This is a genomic window from Amycolatopsis sp. NPDC088138 (assembly GCF_044741685.1).
Taxonomy (GTDB): Bacteria; Actinomycetota; Actinomycetes; order Mycobacteriales; family Pseudonocardiaceae; genus Amycolatopsis.
In genome coordinates, this window is the sequence record NZ_JBIUTB010000006.1 from 530,687 (window position 1) to 547,760 (window position 17,074).

At 70.7% G+C, this 17,074-nt stretch carries 17 protein-coding genes; 4 read left to right on the plus strand and 13 right to left on the minus strand.

Going from position 1 to position 17,074, the window contains the following annotated elements; all coding sequences use genetic code 11:
• Window positions 1–20 precede the first annotated feature (20 nt).
• Both ACIOD2_RS34370 and ACIOD2_RS34375 read right to left on the minus strand, forming a co-directional pair.
• Window positions 21–1,340, minus strand: coding sequence for a hypothetical protein (locus ACIOD2_RS34370; RefSeq protein ID WP_400547698.1), 1,320 nt, complete (start codon window positions 1,338–1,340; stop codon window positions 21–23).
• 186 nt (window positions 1,341–1,526) lie between these two features.
• Window positions 1,527–2,507: a bile acid:sodium symporter family protein gene (locus ACIOD2_RS34375; protein WP_400547701.1), complete on the minus strand. Its 981-nt coding sequence runs from the start codon at window positions 2,505–2,507 to the stop codon at window positions 1,527–1,529.
• A gap of 96 nt (window positions 2,508–2,603) precedes the next feature.
• Here ACIOD2_RS34375 and ACIOD2_RS34380 point away from each other — a divergent pair, with 96 nt between their 5' ends.
• Complete coding sequence (locus tag ACIOD2_RS34380) at window positions 2,604–3,437, plus strand: LysR family transcriptional regulator (protein ID WP_392762731.1); 834 nt, start codon at window positions 2,604–2,606, stop codon at window positions 3,435–3,437.
• Here ACIOD2_RS34380 and shbA read toward each other — a convergent pair whose 3' ends face one another.
• Both shbA and ACIOD2_RS34390 read right to left on the minus strand, forming a co-directional pair.
• On the minus strand, window positions 3,438–4,034 hold the full coding sequence (shbA, locus tag ACIOD2_RS34385) for an RNA polymerase sigma factor ShbA (RefSeq protein ID WP_400548885.1): 597 nt from the start codon (window positions 4,032–4,034) through the stop codon (window positions 3,438–3,440). It abuts the gene before it with no gap.
• A gap of 147 nt (window positions 4,035–4,181) precedes the next feature.
• Entirely contained in the window at window positions 4,182–4,673 is a 492-nt protein-coding gene (locus tag ACIOD2_RS34390; RefSeq protein ID WP_400547705.1) for an RNA polymerase sigma factor, read from the minus strand.
• A 586-nt stretch (window positions 4,674–5,259) separates the two neighbouring features.
• Between ACIOD2_RS34390 and ACIOD2_RS34395 the strand changes: the two genes are divergently transcribed.
• Window positions 5,260–5,523: a WhiB family transcriptional regulator gene (locus tag ACIOD2_RS34395; RefSeq protein WP_323331510.1), complete on the plus strand. Its 264-nt coding sequence runs from the start codon at window positions 5,260–5,262 to the stop codon at window positions 5,521–5,523.
• Between the two features lie 220 nt (window positions 5,524–5,743).
• Here the strand turns inward: ACIOD2_RS34395 and ACIOD2_RS34400 are convergent, their stop codons facing one another.
• The 3 genes from ACIOD2_RS34400 to ACIOD2_RS34410 form a co-directional block, all read right to left on the minus strand.
• The gene (locus ACIOD2_RS34400) at window positions 5,744–6,724 is read right to left on the minus strand and encodes an RNA polymerase subunit sigma-70 (RefSeq protein WP_400547709.1); all 981 of its coding nucleotides are present in this window, start codon (window positions 6,722–6,724) and stop codon (window positions 5,744–5,746) included.
• A gap of 9 nt (window positions 6,725–6,733) precedes the next feature.
• Window positions 6,734–8,251, minus strand: a complete 1,518-nt coding sequence (locus ACIOD2_RS34405) for an MDR family MFS transporter (protein ID WP_400548888.1) — start codon at window positions 8,249–8,251, stop codon at window positions 6,734–6,736.
• Window positions 8,252–8,329: 78 nt separating this feature from the next.
• Window positions 8,330–8,950, minus strand: a complete 621-nt coding sequence (locus tag ACIOD2_RS34410; RefSeq protein WP_400547712.1) for a TetR/AcrR family transcriptional regulator — start codon at window positions 8,948–8,950, stop codon at window positions 8,330–8,332.
• Window positions 8,951–9,046: 96 nt separating this feature from the next.
• On the opposite strand from ACIOD2_RS34410, the gene ACIOD2_RS34415 reads away from it, so the two are divergent.
• Together ACIOD2_RS34415 and ACIOD2_RS34420 are read left to right on the plus strand one after the other, a co-directional pair.
• Complete coding sequence (locus ACIOD2_RS34415) at window positions 9,047–9,790, plus strand: SDR family NAD(P)-dependent oxidoreductase (protein ID WP_400547715.1); 744 nt, start codon at window positions 9,047–9,049, stop codon at window positions 9,788–9,790.
• A 216-nt stretch (window positions 9,791–10,006) separates the two neighbouring features.
• Window positions 10,007–11,221: an LCP family protein gene (locus ACIOD2_RS34420; RefSeq protein WP_400547718.1), complete on the plus strand. Its 1,215-nt coding sequence runs from the start codon at window positions 10,007–10,009 to the stop codon at window positions 11,219–11,221.
• Window positions 11,222–11,227: 6 nt separating this feature from the next.
• On the opposite strand, the gene ACIOD2_RS34425 is transcribed toward ACIOD2_RS34420, so the two are convergent.
• From ACIOD2_RS34425 to ACIOD2_RS34450, 6 genes are all read right to left on the minus strand, one after another.
• A complete protein-coding gene (locus ACIOD2_RS34425; RefSeq protein WP_400547720.1) occupies window positions 11,228–12,418 on the minus strand; it encodes an acyl-CoA dehydrogenase family protein in 1,191 nt (396 codons plus the stop codon).
• A 1-nt stretch (window position 12,419) separates the two neighbouring features.
• Window positions 12,420–13,331: a 3-hydroxyacyl-CoA dehydrogenase NAD-binding domain-containing protein gene (locus tag ACIOD2_RS34430; protein ID WP_400547723.1), complete on the minus strand. Its 912-nt coding sequence runs from the start codon at window positions 13,329–13,331 to the stop codon at window positions 12,420–12,422.
• Entirely contained in the window at window positions 13,328–14,074 is a 747-nt protein-coding gene (locus ACIOD2_RS34435; RefSeq protein ID WP_400547726.1) for an acetoacetate decarboxylase, read from the minus strand. Before ACIOD2_RS34435 ends, ACIOD2_RS34430 begins: the two co-directional genes overlap by 4 nt.
• A gap of 1 nt (window position 14,075) precedes the next feature.
• A complete protein-coding gene (locus ACIOD2_RS34440; protein WP_400547729.1) occupies window positions 14,076–14,819 on the minus strand; it encodes a crotonase/enoyl-CoA hydratase family protein in 744 nt (247 codons plus the stop codon).
• A 15-nt stretch (window positions 14,820–14,834) separates the two neighbouring features.
• Window positions 14,835–15,980, minus strand: a complete 1,146-nt coding sequence (locus ACIOD2_RS34445) for a CaiB/BaiF CoA transferase family protein (protein WP_400547732.1) — start codon at window positions 15,978–15,980, stop codon at window positions 14,835–14,837.
• A gap of 116 nt (window positions 15,981–16,096) precedes the next feature.
• The gene (locus ACIOD2_RS34450) at window positions 16,097–16,993 is read right to left on the minus strand and encodes a LysR family transcriptional regulator (RefSeq protein WP_400547735.1); all 897 of its coding nucleotides are present in this window, start codon (window positions 16,991–16,993) and stop codon (window positions 16,097–16,099) included.
• Window positions 16,994–17,074: the final 81 nt, after the last annotated feature.

A 17,074-nucleotide genomic window follows, 5' to 3' on the forward strand; every position in this document is an offset into this window, starting at 1 on the left:
GAAAAGTTGTGCTGCCGCGGTTAGCGGGTTGCTGCTGCGTGCTTTGCCGCTGCGATCAGCTCGGCGTCTTGGCCTCGGGTTGGGGTGGTGGGTGTGCGTCGGGTTGTGTTGTTCACGCAGCCCGGGACGTCGGCTACCTCGTAGCAGTTGTCCGGGTGGTTGCCCGTCACCTCCGCTCCGCCTACCAGCGTCACCTGGCTGTCCAGCGTGTGGATGCCGCCGCCCGTGGCGGGGGAAGGGAAGGAGCCCGCGCCGGGTTCACCCGCGGAGTTGTCGCTGACACTGCTGCCGTCCAGCGTGAGCACGTCGTCGAACACACTGAGCCCGCCACCGCTGCCGCCGTACCCCGCCCAGCCCAGGTACCCGCCGGTCCCCGGAGTGCCGGCGTCGCCGCCTCGGCCGGCGTGGTTGCCCGTGATCTTCGTACCGGTCACCACCGGGTACAGCAGCGGCGCACCCTGCCCGACCGACGCGAACAGCCCCGCGCCGACCCCGCCGCCACCGCCGTCCCCGGAACCGCCGCCGCCCGGGCCCCGCCCGCCGCGCCCGCCGTCGCCGGTGGTGTTGCCGCTGATGGAGCTGTCGGTGATCGCCAGCTTCGTGCCCCGGATGACCTCGACACCACCGCCGAAACCACCGGTGCCGCCCCGGCCGCCGCTGGCCGTGCCGGCACCGTCACCGCCGACGCCGCCGGGACCCGTGGCGTTGCCGGTGATCGTGCTGCCGGTGATGGTCAACGGGACCACGCTGAAGCCGTACGACGAGATCGCGCCGCCGAAACCACCACCGCCGCCACGCCCGGCGCGGACGGTCGCGGTGCCGGCCGGGCCCGGTGCGCCCGCCCCCGAGGTGTTGCCGGTCAGCACGCTGCCGGTGATGGTCAGCGGACCCCAGCTCTGGATGGCGCCGCCGGCCTCACCCGAGGTCCCGTCGCCGTAGGTGTCGACGCCGGTGCCGTCCGGCGCGTGCCCGCCGGTGAGGGTGAGGTCGGTGAGCGTCAGGTCGCCGTCGTTCGCGATGAGCCGGAACTGCGGCGCGTCCGGCGCACGCCGGATCGTGGCGTGGTTGCCGTGGACGGTGAGCTTTCCCTTGACCGCCGGCAGTCCCGCGTCCCACAGGGTGTCGGCCACGGCCGTGAGCGTGTAGACGCAGTCCGGCGTCAGGGTCAGCGTGTCCGCCTCCGTGGACGCACTGGCCGCGCCGACCGCCGAGACCAGCGCGGCCGGGTCGCAGGGAACGGTGGTTTCGGCGGCCTGCGCCGGCGGCGCGGCCAGCGCGAGCACACCCAGCGCGGTCACGGCGGTGGCGGCGGATCGTCTTCGGAGCCGGTTGCCTGTCATGGAAATCCCCTCGGTGCCGGTTTACGGGCTCGGGGGAAGACGACGCGGGCAGCACAAAGAGCCCCCCGGCCATGACGATCCCCCTCGCACGACGAACATCGACACTATTGCGGGGAAAGTCCGGATTCGGGTATGACCTGTGTCACAACGGGTTTGCCGCTGAGCGGGACCGTCCACAGTGGAGCTTCAGGCGGCGACCAGCTCGTCGGCGGGCGAAGCGTCGCGGGCGTAGCGGCGCGCCATCGTCGCGCAGACGATCAGCTGCAGCTGGTGGAACAGCATGAGCGGCAGCACGATCAGCCCGACCTGCGCGTGCCCGAACAGCACCGTCGCCATCGGCAGGCCGCTGGCCAGGCTCTTCTTCGACCCGCAGAACACGATGGTGATCCGGTCGGCGCGCGCGAACCCGAGCACCTTCGCGCCCCGGCCGGTCGCCGCCAGCACCGCCGCGAGCATCACGACGCACACCGCGGCCAGCACCAGCAGGTGGCCGACGTCGAGCCGGTGCCAGATGCCCTCGGTCATGCCCGCGCTGAACGCCGTGTAGACGACCAGCAGGATCGACCCGCGGTCGAACAGCTTGAGCGGTGCGGAGTTCCGGGTGATCCAGGCGCCGATCCAGCGCCGCGCCAGCTGGCCCGCGACGAACGGCGCGAGCAGCTGCAGCACGATCCCGAGCACGGCCGAGCCGTCGACGCCGGCGCCGTCACCGGACAGCAGCAGCGCCACCAGGATCGGCGTCAGCACGATCCCGGCCAGGTTGGACAGCGACGCGCTGCAGATCGCGGCCGCGACGTTGCCCCGCGCGATCGAGGTGAACGCGATCGAGGACTGCACCGTCGAAGGCAGCACGGACAGGAACAGCACCCCGGCGGCGAGCTGGGCCGGCAGCACGGACGCGGGCAGCAGCGTGACGGCGAGGCCGAGCAGCGGGAACAGCACGAACGTCGAGGCGAGCACGACCGAGTGCAGCCGCCAGTGCCGCAGCCCTTCGAGGGCCTCCTGCGTGGACAGCCGGGCGCCGTAGAGGAAGAACAGCAGCCCGACGGCGATCGTCGTGGCGGTGCCGAACCCACCGGCCACGGCGCCCGAGGCGGGCAGCAGCGTGGCGACGCCGACGGTGGCGAGGATGGCGACGATGAACGGGTCGAGACGCAAGCGGGACATGGATCTCCTTCCACGACCATTCTCGGATGCCCCGCGCTCATTGTGAACCCCGATGACCGGACTGACTGTCATCGCGAATCGCGATAAAGTGAACCTGTGCTGGACCCGCGCCTGTGCCGTTCCTTCCTCGCCGTCGCCGAGACGCGCAGCTTCACCGCGGCCGCGCGCCGGCTCGGTGTCGGCCAGCCGACCGTCAGCCAGCACGTCCGGCGGCTGGAGCGCGACGCCGGCGGGACGCTGTTCGCCCGGGACACCCACACCGTCGAGCTCACCGCGCGCGGGCAGGCGATGGTGGGGTTCGCGCAGACCATCGTGGACACCGAAGAGCGCGCGCAACGGCACTTCCGCGGCGCCGGGCTGCGCGGCCGCGTCCGGTTCGGGGTGTCCGAGGACTTCGCGCTGGGCGAGCTGCCGGAGATCCTGCACCGGCTGCGCCGCAGTCACCCGCTGGTCGACGTCGAGCTGACCGTCGAGCTGTCGGACGTCCTCGCGCAGCGGCTGCGGGCCGGGCAGCTGGACCTGGTCCTCGGCAAACGCCGCCCGGGTGCGCACCACGGCCGGCTGCTGTGGCGGGAACCGCTGGTGTGGATCGGTTCGGCGGCCACCGTGCTCGAGCCGGGGGAGCCGGTGCCGCTGGTGCAGTACCCGATGCCGTCGATCACCCGGCAGCTCGCCGTCGAGTGCCTCGAACGCGCCGGCCTGGAGTGGCGGGCCGCCTGCCAGACCTCGAGCCTCACCGGCCTGCGGGCCGCGGCGGCGGCCGGGCTCGGCGTCACGCTGCACGCGCGCAGCCTGGTCCCGGCCGACCTCGTCGAGCTCGACGGCCTGCCCGAGCCCGGCGACATCGAGTTCATGCTGCTGGCGCGGGAGTCGATGGAGGAGCCCGCGGCGGCACTGGCGGAGTTCGTCCTGGACCGGGTCGGACGCTGACTACTCTTCGTCACCGGTCAGCAGGCGCCGCAGCCGGGCCAGCGCGCGGTGCTGCGCGACGCGGACCGCGCCCGGCGTCGAGCCGACCACGCCGGCCGTCTCCTCCGCGGACAGGCCCACGACCACCCGCAGCACGACGATCTCGCGCTGCTTCTCGGGCAGGATCTCCATCAGCCGCGAGAGCCGCTCGTTGAGCTCGAACTGCAGCGCCCGCTGCTCCGGGCCGACGGTCTCGGCGACGCCGTCGGGGACCTCGGCCACCGGGTCGGTCCGGTTGCGGGCCGCGGCGCGGTGCGCGTCGGCGACCTTGTGCTGGGCGATGCCGTAGACGAAGGCGAGGAACGGGCGGCCCTGGTCGCGGTAGGACGGCAGCGCCGTCAGCACCGCGAGGCAGACCTCCTGGGCGACGTCGTCGGCCGAGGCGAAGGACCGCTCGTTGCGCCCGACGCGGGCCCGGCAGTAGCGCACCACCAGCGGCCGGATCGTCGCGAGCAGCCGGGCGGTCGCGGCGTCGTCGCCGGCGATCGCGTCGGCGACCGGCTCGTCGTGCCGCCGCCAGTGGGACGGGAACTCGGCGGCGGGCTGCGCCGCGGCTATCTCCCGGACCAGCGCCCGGCCGCGGACCCGCAGCAGGGTGCCCTCCACGTCGAGGCCGCCGCGCAGCGAGTCGTGCAGCGCGGCGTTCGACTCCCGCAGCTGCTCGGTGATCGCGCGATCCCCGTACTCGGTTGCCGGCATTTCAGCTCACCTTCCCCTGTCCCGCTGGTCTTCGGGTGGTGCGGCCCGGTGACGCCGGAGGCGTTCCCGTACGTGGCGGAGGTTCGAGCGGACGGTCGCCGGGGCGACCCGGAGCGCCTTCGCGATCTGCGCGGGGGTGAACCCGTCGAGCGACCACGCCAGGACCATCCGCTGCTGGCCGGGGAGCGTCGCGAGCAGCTCGATGAGGTCGCCGTGCGGCTCCACCAGCGCGGACAGCTCCTCGTCGTCCCGCGGGTCGGCGATCGGTGCCCAGTCCACGCGCGCCTCGGGGTCCGGCGTGTCGAGCAGCCGCCCGGCGACGCGGCGCACCCAGGCCCGCGGTTCCTCGATGGTCGGCCACGCCTCCAGCGCGTGCAGCATCGCCTCGGCGGCCACGTCACGCGCGGTTTCGACCTCGAACCCGGCCTTGCACAGGAACGCCACGAGTGGCGGGAAGTCGGCGCGGAAGAACGCGTCGAACTCGTCTCGACCGCACACGGCCGTCTCACCACCCCTCGCCTCCACAGGGACAGGTGCGGTGAGGTGACCGCTACGTGTAACGATTCGATCACGACTACACGGTAGGAGTAATGCGGTGCGCCATCCGGATCACAGCGAGTGACGGGTTAGCCCGTCGATCTTGGGTACCCGGTCGGGATGAGCAACGGAGACCGATGCCATGGGCAACTGGCCGCGCGTCCCGGCTCCAGCCGGAGACGCACCCGCGAACGGTGACTTCCGGTCACCGGCCGGCGACCGCGCGTCCTGATGCGCGTCTGTCGCGGCCGGGCCGGAAGTCGTTGCCGGCGCGGGAAACCGGCGCCGGTGATGAGGCCCGGGCGTGGGGGTGCAAGGGGACGCGCCGGGGCCGGTGCCGTCGATCGGGTGACGTGATCGACATCGAGATCCCCGGAAGAAAGGCGTACTCTCACGTGTTGCAGTCTTGGTTGCCCGGAGGGTGAGCCGGGGACCGACGCCAAAACCCCCTAGACCACGCGGATACGCTTGCGCGCCCGCGGCGGTCAAGTCGGTTGACGCGCCATGACAATGGGAAACAAGAGAGCTAGGGAGGTGAACGAAGGAAATGGAAGCCACGATGACGGGCTGGGCGGAACTCGCGGCCTGCAAGGACGAGGACCCGGAACTGTTCTTCCCGATCTCCGAGGTCGGTCCGGGCGCCCGGCAGACGTCCCACGCGAAGGCGGTGTGCGGTCGCTGCCCGGTACGCGCCGAGTGCCTCGGCTACGCGCTCGACAACGGCCTGGACCATGGCGTTTTCGGCGGGTACACCGCGGTCGAACGCCGGCAGCTGGTGCGCACGGCGCCCCAGCGGGACCGAGTGGCCTGACCGCCGCCCGGTGACCTCTTCCCGGCGGCCTGAAAGCGAAACACCGAATCCGGAGAAACGAATACCGGATGTGTGTGCGCCCGGGTGGGTGATTCCCGCGGGAATCACCCACCCGGGCATTTCCTTTGCCTGATGTGGGTGACGCATTGCCGGCCCACCATTCACCACGGTTTCCGGAGCGCGCGCGGGGATCCGCGTTCGTGCTCTCCCAGCGGGCTCACTACGGCGTGGGGAAGCCCTCCGCGGGCCAGGTTTCCGGCAGGCCCCACGGCGCCGGCGACGTGCCCTCGAACGCCGCCATCGCCGCGACCAGGCCGCGCTCGACGGTCAGCAGCGTCACGCCGAACCAGCGGTAGCCGTCTTCGCCCGGGCGGCGCAGGTACGTCGCGACGGCGGGCTGGCGGTTGGCGCGGACCGGCAGCATCCGGAACCGGCCGACGCACGTCGGCGCGGCCGGGTCCAGGCTGAGCGACAGGGCCGCGGTGATCGCGTCGCGCGAGCCGAACCACAGCGTGTACGGCGGCATGACCGCCTGCGCGTCCTCGTGCAGCAGCCGCGCCACCGCGTTCGGGTCACCCTGTTCGTACGCCGTGATGAACCGCTTGAGCAGCGCGGCTTCCTCGGCCGTCGGATCACCCGCGGACCACTCGGCCCGGCGCGCGGGCAGCCGCTCGCGCAGCGTCGTCCGGGCCCGCTGGAGCGCGCTGTTGGCCGACGCGACGGTCGTTTCCAGCACCGACGCCGTCTCCTTCGCCGGCCAGCCGAGCACGTCCCGCAGCATCAGCACCGCCCGCTGCCGCGGCGGCAGGTACTGCACGGCGGCGAGGAACGCCAGCTCGATGGTCTCGCGCTCGACGACCAGGGCGTCCGGCGCGCCGGTGTCCAGCAGCCGGTCCGGGTACGGCTCCAGCCACGGCAGGTCGGCCGCCGCGAGGGGCCCGCCCGGTTCCCCGGACGGGCCCAGCTGGTCCGGCAGCACCCGCCGCGGCCGGCGGGCGAGCGTGTCGAGGCACGCGTTCGTCGCGATCCGGTAGAGCCAGGTGCGCACGCTCGCGCGGCCTTCGAACCCGTCGCGGCTCTTCCACGCCCGCAGGAACGTCTCCTGCGTGAGGTCTTCGGCGTCGCTCAGCGAGCCGAGCATCCGGTAGCAGTGCACCTGGATCTCCCGGCGGTGGCGCTCGACGACGCTTTCGAAGTCCACTCGGGCAAGCTAGCGCACCGCGGGCTCCTCGTCCGCCAGCCGCTCCAGGCCGCTCTGCGTCTTGAGCGGCAGGTGCTTGAGGAACGCCACCGCGACGACCACGAGCAACGCGATCGGCGCCGCGATCAGGAACAGGTCGCTGGTCGCCGTGCCGTACGCCTCCCGGATCACCCTCGCCACCGGCTCCGGCAACGTCGCCAGGTTCGGCACCGTCTCCGAGCTGCCGCCGCCCGGCAGCGGGCCGAGGCCCGCCGTGATCAGGGTGGTGACGCGGTCGGCGAGCACCGCGCCGAGCGCGCTCACCCCGATCGAGCCGCCGAGGCTGCGGAAGAACGACAGCGTGGACGTCGCCGCGCCGAGGTCGTGCGCCGGGACGTCGTTCTGCGCCACCAGCACCAGGTTCTGCATCAGCATGCCGACGCCGACGCCGAGCACCAGCATGAACAGGCTGAGCATGAGCACGCTCGTGTGCGCGTCGATCGTGCCGAGCAGCCCGAGCCCGGCCGCCAGCAGGATCGCGCCGAGGATCAGGTGTGCCTTCCACTTGCCGGTCCGGCTGATCAGCTGGCCCGACACCGTCGAGGAGACGAGCAGGCCGAAGATCATCGGCAGGCTCATCAGCCCGGCCACCGTCGGCGACTTGCCCAGCGCCAGCTGGAAGTACTGCGACAGGAACACCGTGCCGCCGAACATCGCGACGCCGACCAGGAAGCTGGCCACCGTGGTGAGGGTGATCGTGCGGTTGCGGAACAGGCCCAGCGGCAGGATCGGCTCGCGCACCTTCGCCTCGACCAGCACGGCCAGCGCCAGCACGACCAGGCCGGTGGTCACCAGCACCGCGGTCTGCCAGGAGCCCCAGGCGAACTGGTGCCCGGCCAGCGACGACCAGACGAGCAGCGTCGACACTCCGGCCATGATCAGGAACGCGCCCAGGTAGTCGACCTTGACGTCCCGTTTCACCGTCGGCAGCTTCAACGTCCGCTGCAGCAACAGGATCGCGGCGACGGCGAACGGCACGCCGAGGAAGAAGCACCAGCGCCAGCCGAGCCACGAGGTGTCGACCAGGACACCGCCGATCAGCGGGCCGGCGACGGTGCCGACGGCGAACACGCCGCCGAAGATCCCGGAGAACTTGCCCAGCTCACGCGGGGACACGATGGCGGCCATGATCACCTGCGCGAGCGCGGTGAGCCCGCCGCCGCCGATGCCCTGGGCGACCCGGCTGGCGATCAGCACCTCGATGTTGCCGGCGAACCCGGCCACGAGCGAGCCGACCACGAACAGTGCTAGCGAGACCTGGATCAGCAGCTTCTTGTTGTAGAGGTCGGAAAGCTTGCCCCACAACGGGACGGTGGCGGTCATCGCCAGCAGCTCGGTGGTGACCACCCAGGTGTAGGACGACTGCGAGCCGCCCAGCTCGCTGACGATCCGCGGCAGCGCGTTGGCGACCACGGTCGAGGCGAGGATGGCCACGAAGATGCCCATCATCAGCCCGGACATGGCTTCGAGCACCTGCCGGCGGCTCATCGGGCCGGACGTCGTCGTCTCCGGTGGGTCGGCGGTCATGGACATGGGTGTCCCCCCTGGGTGTCGGACGCGGACCGGTCAGCGGGTCCGCTTCGGGTCGGGCAGGCCGGCGGCGACGCTCGCCACGGCCTCGTCGAAGAGCTCGGTGACCGTGATGTTCTTGCCGTCCAGCTCGCGCCACCGCAGCATCGCGGCGCTCATCGCGCCGCCGACCACGGCCAGCAGCAGCGACGGAAACAGGTCGCCCTGCTCGCACCCGGCGCGCCGGGCGATCGCCGCGGTCAGCGGCTCGGCCTGCTGGGCGTTCATGGTCACCGCGCGGTGGAACAGGGCCGGGTTCTTCTTGATCGCGGTCATCCGGGCCAGCCACTCCCGCGGGTTTTCCGCGACGTCGGCGACCTCTTCGCGCATGACGGCGACCAGCGCGTCCATTGTGGACAGTTCGGGCGACTGGGCGAGGAACCGCTCGACGGCGCGCTCGGTGCGTTCGAGGTGGTCCGGGAAGGCGATCACCACGGCGTCCTCTTTGGACGCGAAGTAGTTGAAGAACGTGCGGACCGACACGTCGGCCGCGGCCGCGATGTCCTCCACCGTGACGTCGTCGAGGCCGCGCTCGGCGACGAGTTCGACGGCGGCGACGGCCAGCGCGCGGTGCGTCTCGTACTTCTTGCGCTCACGCAGGCCGGGAGGTGGGGGCACACCACCACGGTAGCGGAACTTGCACGTCATGCAAAGTTGCATCTCGTGCACGTACCTGCCGGGCGCGGCGTGTGGCCGGGCTGGGAGACTGCCCGGGTGAGCGGAACGGTGCTGGTGCTCGGCGGACGCAGTGAGATCGGGCTGGCCGTGGCGAAACGCCTGGTCGACGGGGACGCGCGGCGGTTCGTGCTGGCCGCGCGGCCGGGCGCCGACCTCGCCGCGGAGGTCGCCGCGCTGCGCGAAGCGGGCGCCGAAACCGTCGAAACGGCCGACTTCGACGCCGACGACCTCGCCGCGCACGGCGCATTCCTGGAGAAGGTCGCGGCCGACCACGGGCCCCTGGACGTCGTCGTGCTCGCCTTCGGCGTCCTCGGCGACCAGGAGCGCGCGGAGTCCGACGCCGCCCACGCCGCCGCCATCGTCCACACCGACTACGTCGCCCAGGTCGGCGTCCTCACGCACGCCGCGAACCTGCTGCGCGCGCAGGGGCACGGCAGCCTCGTCGTGTTCTCCTCGGTGGCCGGGGTGCGGGTGCGCCGCGCGAACTACGTCTACGGCTCGGCGAAGGCCGGCCTCGACGGCTTCGCGAGCGGCCTCGCCGACGCGCTGCACGGCTCCGGCGTCCGCCTGCTGCTCGTGCGCCCGGGCTTCGTGATCGGGCGGATGACCGAGGGCATGTCCCCGGCGCCGTTCTCGAGCACGCCGGATCAGGTCGCGGACGCGACGGTCGCCGCGCTGCGCCGCGGGCGCGGGGTCGTCTGGGTGCCGGGAGTACTCCGTCCGGTCTTCTTCGGGATGCGCTTGCTGCCCCGCGCGATCTGGCGCAGGATGCCGCGTTGACCCGATAGCCGGGACGCGTGTGGCAGGCGCCACAGCACTTTCCCGTGCCCGCTCCGGCACGGTCCGTGGCGAAATCGGCCGATAGGCTCGTTCTTGCTCGGCCGATCGGGCAGCGTCACAAGCTTTCAACAAGTTTCTCAGGTAATTCCCAGCTAGCGCGGTGATCCTCGAAGACAGGGGTCGGAGGTCCATCGAGGGAAGCAAGGGGAACCTGTCGTGCTGTGGTCGTCCCGGGGGAGCCGCGTCGGCGGCCGCGTGGTGCTCGGCGTCGTGTCGACGCTGGTGCTCGCCGCGACCGGGTACGCGTGGTCGCAGCTGAGCAAGCTGGACGACGGCATCGTCACGGCCAATGTCATCCCGCCCGCCGCGCAGATCGACACGGAAGACGCACCGCCCGGCGAGCCGCTCAAGGTCGCCCAGAACATCCTGCTCGTCGGGATCGACGCGCGGACCGACGCCTACGGCAACCCGTTGCCGCAGAACGTGCTCGACGCCCTGCACGCGGGCAGCGGAGACGACGGCGGTGACACCACCGACACGATCATCGTGGTGCACATCCCGGCCGGCGGCGCCGCGGCGACCGCGATCTCGATCCCGCGTGACTCCTATGTGGACATCGCGGGCGGTTACGGCAAGCACAAGATCAACTCGGCGTACAGCCGCGGCAAGAACGCCTCGATGTCCGGTCTGCGGGCCCAGGGGCTGTCCGGCGCGCAGCTGGAGGTGGCGGCGAACGAGGCCGGCGCGAAGACCACCATCCAGACCGTCGAGAAGTTCACCGGCCTCACGATCAACCACTACGCGTCGATCAACCTCGCCGGGTTCGACGCGCTGTCGCAGGCCGTCGGCGGTGTCGAGGTCTGCCTCAAGGCGCCGGTGCACGACACCTACTCCGGCGCGGACTTCCCGGCCGGGACGCAGACGCTGTCCGGCGCCCAGGCGCTCGCGTTCGTCCGGCAGCGCCACGGCCTGCTCAACGGTGACCTCGACCGGATCGCCCGGCAGCAGGCGTTCCTGTCCGGGATGGCGAAGACCGTTCTCAACGCCGGCACGTTCACCGAACCGTCGAAGCTGAACGCGCTGGTCAGCGCGGTGCAGGGCGCGGTGGTGCTGGACAAGGGCTGGGACGTCCTGAGCTTCGCGCAGCAGCTGCGGGGGATGACGTCGGGCGCGATCGGGTTCGCCACGATCCCGGTGCAGAGCCTCTCGCTGGCGACGCCGTCCGACGGCGACGCGGTGAAGGTCGACCCGGGTCAGGTCCAGCAGTTCGTGCGCACGGCGATCAGCACCCCGTCGGTGCAGGCGTCGGGTGACGCGGCGGTCGGTGTCCGCCCGGTCGCCGCGACCGGTTCGACGACACCCACGCCGGACAAGTCTTCGGACAAGACGGAGCAGCCGGCGACCTCGACGGCCGCCGGCTGCGTGAACTGAGCGTCCTTACACGAACGCGGACTGTCCGGTGATCGCCTTGCCGACGATCAGCGTGTTCATCTCGCGCGTGCCTTCGAACGAGTAGATCGCCTCGGCGTCGGCGAAGAACCGCGCGACGTCGTAGCCGAGCACGATCCCGTTGCCGCCGAAGATCTCCCGGCTCCAGGCGACGACCTCCCGCATCCGGGACGTCACGAACGCCTTGGCCAGCGACGAGTGCTCGTCCTTGAAGATCCCCGCGTCCTGCAGGCGGGCGAGCTGCACGAGCATGCCCCACGACGCGGTGATGTTGCCGAGGTTCTTCACGAGCAGGTCCTGCACCAGCTGGAAGCGGGCGATCGGCCGGCCGAACTGCTGCCGCTCCTGGGCGTAGGCGAGCGCGGCCTCGTAGGCGCCGATCGCCACGCCGAGCGCCTGCCACGCGACCCCGCCGCGGGTGGCGCGCAGGATCTCCGCGACGTCGCGGAAGGAGTTGATGCCCTGCAGGCGGTTGGCCTCCGGCACACGGACGCCGGTCAGGGTGATCTCGGCGTTCTCGACGATCCGGAACGCGATCTTGCCCTCGATCTTCTCCGGCACGAAGCCCGGCATGTCCTTCTCGACGACGAAGCCCTTGACGTGGTTGTCGTCGACGTCGCGCGCCCAGACGACGATGTAGTCGGCGAAGGTCGCGTTGCCGATCCACTTCTTGGCGCCGTTGAGGATCCAGGTGTCGCCGTCCCGCTTGGCGGTGGTGCGCATGCCACCCGCGACGTCCGATCCGCCGAGCGGCTCGGTCATCGCGAACGCGCCGATCTTGTCCATCGCGGCCATCTCGGGGAGCCAGCGGTCGCGCTGTTCCTGGCTGCCGCCGGAGTAGATGGAGTACATCGCGAGTCCGTTGTGGACACCGAAGAACGTCGCGACCGACGCGTCGGTGCGGCTCATCTCCATCGCCATCATGCCGGTGAGCAGGTGGCTGACCGCGGGCTTGTGCTCGCCGTAACCCTCGTAGGGCAGGCCGGCGAGGCCGCTCTCGCGGAACATCCCGATCAGTTCCTTCGGGAAGGTGCCCTTCTCCCAGTTTTCGTTGACCAGCGGCTTCACGTCGTTCTGCATGAACTCGCGGGCCTGGACGAGCAGCTTGCGCTCGTCGTCCGGCAGCAGCGCTTCGAAGTCGTAGAAGTCGGCGGTCAGCTTGTCCTTGAGCGGTTCCATGTCAGTTCTCCTCCACTGCTTTGATGACGGCGAGCTGCTTGCGGTCGCGCGTCTCGGCGAGTTCCGAGTACGTGGAGGAGCCGTAAGCCTTTTCGACGGCTTCGATCAGCCGTTCCTGCTCTTCGGGGCTTTGGCTGGGGTTGCCCAGCCCGGCCCACATCTTCTTCATCGACTTGCCGATGTGCTCGGCCATGTGCCGGTACCCACCGGGGCCGCCGCCGAGGTGCGAGCCGAGGAACGGCCCGACGGTGGCCCAGCGGATGCCGAGCGAGTTCGTGATGACCTTGTCCAGGTCCTCCGGCGTCACGACACCCTGTTCGACGAGGTAGATCGCCTCGCGGCTCAGCGCGTTCTGCAGCCGGTTGCCGACGAACCCGGCGATCTCCTTGCGCTCCACGACCGGCGTCCGGCCGAGGAAGGTGTAGAAGGCGACGGCGGTCTCGACACTCTGCTGACTGGTCTGCTCGCCGGGGACGACCTCGACCAGCGGGATCAGGTGCGGTGGGTTGAACGGATGTCCGATGAGGACTCGGCTGCCGTCGATCTCGTCAGTGAACGCCGTTGACGGAATGGCACTGGACGAACTCAGCAACAGGGCGTGCTGCGGGGCTTCCTTGACCAGCGTCGCGAACAGGTCCTTTTTGAACTCGACGTTCTCGGGACCGTTCTCCTGCACGACATCGGCGTCCTTCACGGCGTCGGTGACGTCGGTGGCGACGTGGACCCGGCTCGCCAGCTCGCCGGCGGTCGTGCCGAGGTGCGGGGCGAACGTCTCGAGCGCGTCGGTGATGGCCTCGGCGAGGTCGGGGCGCGGGTCGCTGACCCGGACGGTCAGGCCGTGGTGGGCGAACAGCGCCGTCCAGGACAGGCCGATGGTGCCGGCACCGATGACCGCTGCGTTGCGGAAAGTCATGACCGGGTTCCCTTCAGGTAGTCGAAGACCGGCTTGACCGGAGCGAGCGTCAAGTCGGTGAGGATGTGGCTGGCGGACACGACCTCCAGCACGGGCAGGTCGGCCAGCGGGGCCAGGACGTGCTGGAACAGCTGCAGCCGCGCGGGGCCGGTGTAGGCCTCCTTGACCACGACGTCGGTGATCTCGGTGCGGACCAGCTCCTGCACTCGCGGCGTGCCGTCGTAGTGGGGGATGGTCTTGAACATGAACGTGGGGACCGTGATCTGCCGTTCGGCCTCTCGGACGTCCAGCTCGTGGTGCTTGTAGCCCATGGTCGCGGTCGCCACCCGGAGCGTCCCGTAGTCCAGCGTGCCGACCAGGACACCGTTGTCGACATACAGACTCGGGCTGCCGACCGTCTTCGGGTACGCGCTGACCTCGCGTCCGGACGCCGTAGCCGGGAAGTTGTCGAGGTACATCGCGTGCAGGTACTCGCCGCGCTCGCCGTCAAAGCTGACTTCGATCGCCTGGCCGGACTCGGTGTACGGGCCGTAGCCGGAGACGTCGCCCATCTTCATGACCTCGAAGCGCACCAACGGTTCTTCGACCTGCAGCGGCTCCGGCACGACGGCGCGCAGGGCGTCGGCGTCGGTGCGGTAGACGATGTTCAGGTACTCGCGGTTGGTGAACCTCGGGACCACGGGCGCGAACGCCGGGGCGGTCAGGGGAGTCGTCACGTGCTGGCGGACTTCGTCGATCTTCATGTCACTCACCGGTCCACTTCGGAGCGCGGCGCTCGGCGAAGGCGGTCATGCCCTCGCGGACGTCGGCGGACTGCATCAGGTTCTTGATTTCTTCGCGCTGCGCGGTCGCGGGATCCGCGGCACGCACGATCTTCTTCACGGCGGCCAGCGCCAGGGGCGCGTTCTCCGCCAGCTTCTCGGCCAGCTGCAATGCGACGGCGGCGGCGTCCCCGGTCGGCGTCACGCGGTTAACGAGGCCCAGCTCACCCGCGCGGCGGCCGGTGACGGGCTCGCCGGTGAGCAGGAACTCCATCGCCAGGTGGTGCGGGATCCGCTTCGGCAGCCGGATCACGCCACCGCCGGCGGCGATCAGGCCGCGCTTGACTTCCGGCAGGCCGAACTTGGCGTCTTCGGCGGCGACGATGAGGTCGCAACCCAGGGCGAGTTCGAACCCGCCGCCCATGGCGAACCCTTCGACGGCGGCGATCAGCGGCTTGGTCAGCTCGGCTTCGGTCAGGCCGCCGAACCCGCGGCCCGGGATCTCCGGCGACTCGCCCTTGAGCGCGGCCTTGAGGTCCATCCCGGCGCTGAAGGTGTTCTCGGCGCCGGTCAGGACGCCCGCCCGGAGCGTGGGGTCGGCTTCCAGCTCGTCCAGCGCGGCGGCCAGCCCGGCGGCGACAGCGGCGTTCACGGCATTTCGCGCCTGCGGCCGGTCGATCGTGATCAGCAGAGTGCTGCCGATCCGCTCGGTGCGTACTTCGGTCATGGTCTTGCTTCTTTCTCAGAGTTCCGCGAGGACTTCGGCGGTGTCCTGCCCGGCCAGCGGGGCCAGGCGGCGGATCGAGCCGGGCGTCGCGGAGAACTTGACCGGGATGCCGACCGTGCGGATGGTGCCCTCGCTCGGGTGCTCGACGGTGTCGAGCAGGTGGCCGTCGCGGACGTAGCTGTCCTCGTGCGCCCGGTCCAGCTCGAGCACCGGCGCCATCGGGATGCTGTGCTTCGCGCAGACCTCGGCCCACTCGCCGGTGGTCAGCGCCGGGGCGCACGCGGCGATCTGCTCGGTGAGCCACTCGTTGTCGGCGCGATCGATGGCCTCGCCGTTGACCCGCCGGTCCGCGGCCAGCTCCGGACGTCCCGCCGCGGCGAAGAAGTCGCGGAAGTTCTGGGGGTTGTAGGGGATGACGCAGGCGAGGCCGTCCTTGGTGCGGACCGCGGCGTGCCCCTTCGTCATCGACAGCCCGAAGCCGGTGGGGCCCTCGGCGGGCTCGTAGGTGTGGCCGGCGAGGTGCTCGACCAGGTTGAACGCGAGCAGGGTGTCCGTCATCGGGATCTCGATCTGCTGGCCCTCGCCGGTCTTGTCACGGTGGACCAGCGCGGCGAGAACGCTGTAGGCGATGGTCAGCGACGACACCTTGTCGCCGATGATCGTCGGCAGGTAGACCGGCTGGCCGAGCGCGCGGTTGGCGACGTCGACCAGGCCGGAGGAGGCCTGCACGGTCTCGTCGTAGGCGGCGTTGCCCGCCTGGTCGGAGTCGCTGCGGAAGCCCTGCGCGTGGGCGTAGACCAGGCGCGGGTTGCGCGCGGCGACGTCGGCGTAGTTCATTCCGAGCCGGGCCAGCGCGCCGGGGCGCATGTTGGTGATCAGCACGTCGGCCGTGTCGATCAGCTTGAGGGCCTGCTCGCGCTCGGCCTCGTCCTTGAGGTTGAGGGCCACGCTGCGCTTGTTGCGGTTGACGTTGAGGTTCAGCGGGGTCATGCCCGGCGTGGTGCGGTACTGGCCCACCCGCACGGTGTCCGCGGGGGACTCGATCTTGATCACGTCGGCGCCGAGGTCGCCCATGATCTGGGCCGCGTACGGGCCCATCACCACGGTCGAGAGGTCGATCACACGCACGCCGTCCAGCGGGCCGGCGGTGATGTTCGTCATCGTTCGTCCTTTCGCGCCTTGCTGTTTCGCTCTACTTACGAACGTAGGCGCGGGCGGCGCGAAAGGGAATGATCATGATGCGCACAATGGTATGACCGCGACGGTCATACCATTGTTTACGTGATTATCGGCTCCGCGAAGATGTCTTTCGCGGCCTCGACGAGTTCTTGCAGGTCGCGGTCCCGGCGCCACAGCAGGCCGGTGTCCAATTGAGGCTGGAAGTCGCTGAACGGCAACACGATCACGTCGTCCAGGCGGTAACCGTGCATCGGGCTCCGGTCGTCGAGCATGGAAATGGAGAACGCCTCGCCGCTGGAAATGATTTCGGACGTCCCGCCGTAGCCGGTGTTGGTCAGCCGGATGCGTTTCTTGACGCCCAGTTCGGTCAGCTGGTGGTCGAGCTGGTCGAAATAGGCGGGCGTGATTTCCCCGGGTGAGGCCACGTACGGGAATTCGGCCAGCTCGGCGAGGGTGACGGAGTCCCGTCCGGTGAACAGGTCGGCCGGGACGACCGCGCCGAGCCGTTCCGACATCACGGGCAGCTGCTCCAGCGCCGGATCGGTGACCGGCAGCCGGGCGAGGGTGAGCGCGAGCTTCCCGTCGTGCACGCCCTGGACGAGGTCGGCGGTGGTGCCGGGCCAGCGCTTGAGCTCGTAGCGCGCCTTGACCCGCTCGGCCAGGGCGTTGACCCGCTCCCGCAGGTCCGGGTGCACCCCCGCGGGCATGCCGAGGAAAACGGTGCTGCGCTGCGGCCGCACGGCCTCCTGCAGCCGCCACGGGATGGCGCTCACCTGCTCGAGGACGTCCCGCGCGAGCGGCAGCAACGCGGTCCCGGCGGCGGTGAGCGTGACGTGGTGGGTGCTGCGGTCGAACAGCTGCTGCCCGAGCTCGTGCTCGAGGTCCTTGATCCGCTGGCTCAACGGCGACGCGGCCATGTGCAGCTTCCGGGCCGCCGCCGAGAAGTTCAGCTCCTCGGCGACCGCGACGAAGTAGCGCAGGTGCAGCATCTCCATCCCCAGACCCTAACGACCCCCACCGTGTCGTCCCCCCAGGTACGCGTGTCGTCCACCGGAGTACGCGTGTCGTCCCTCCAA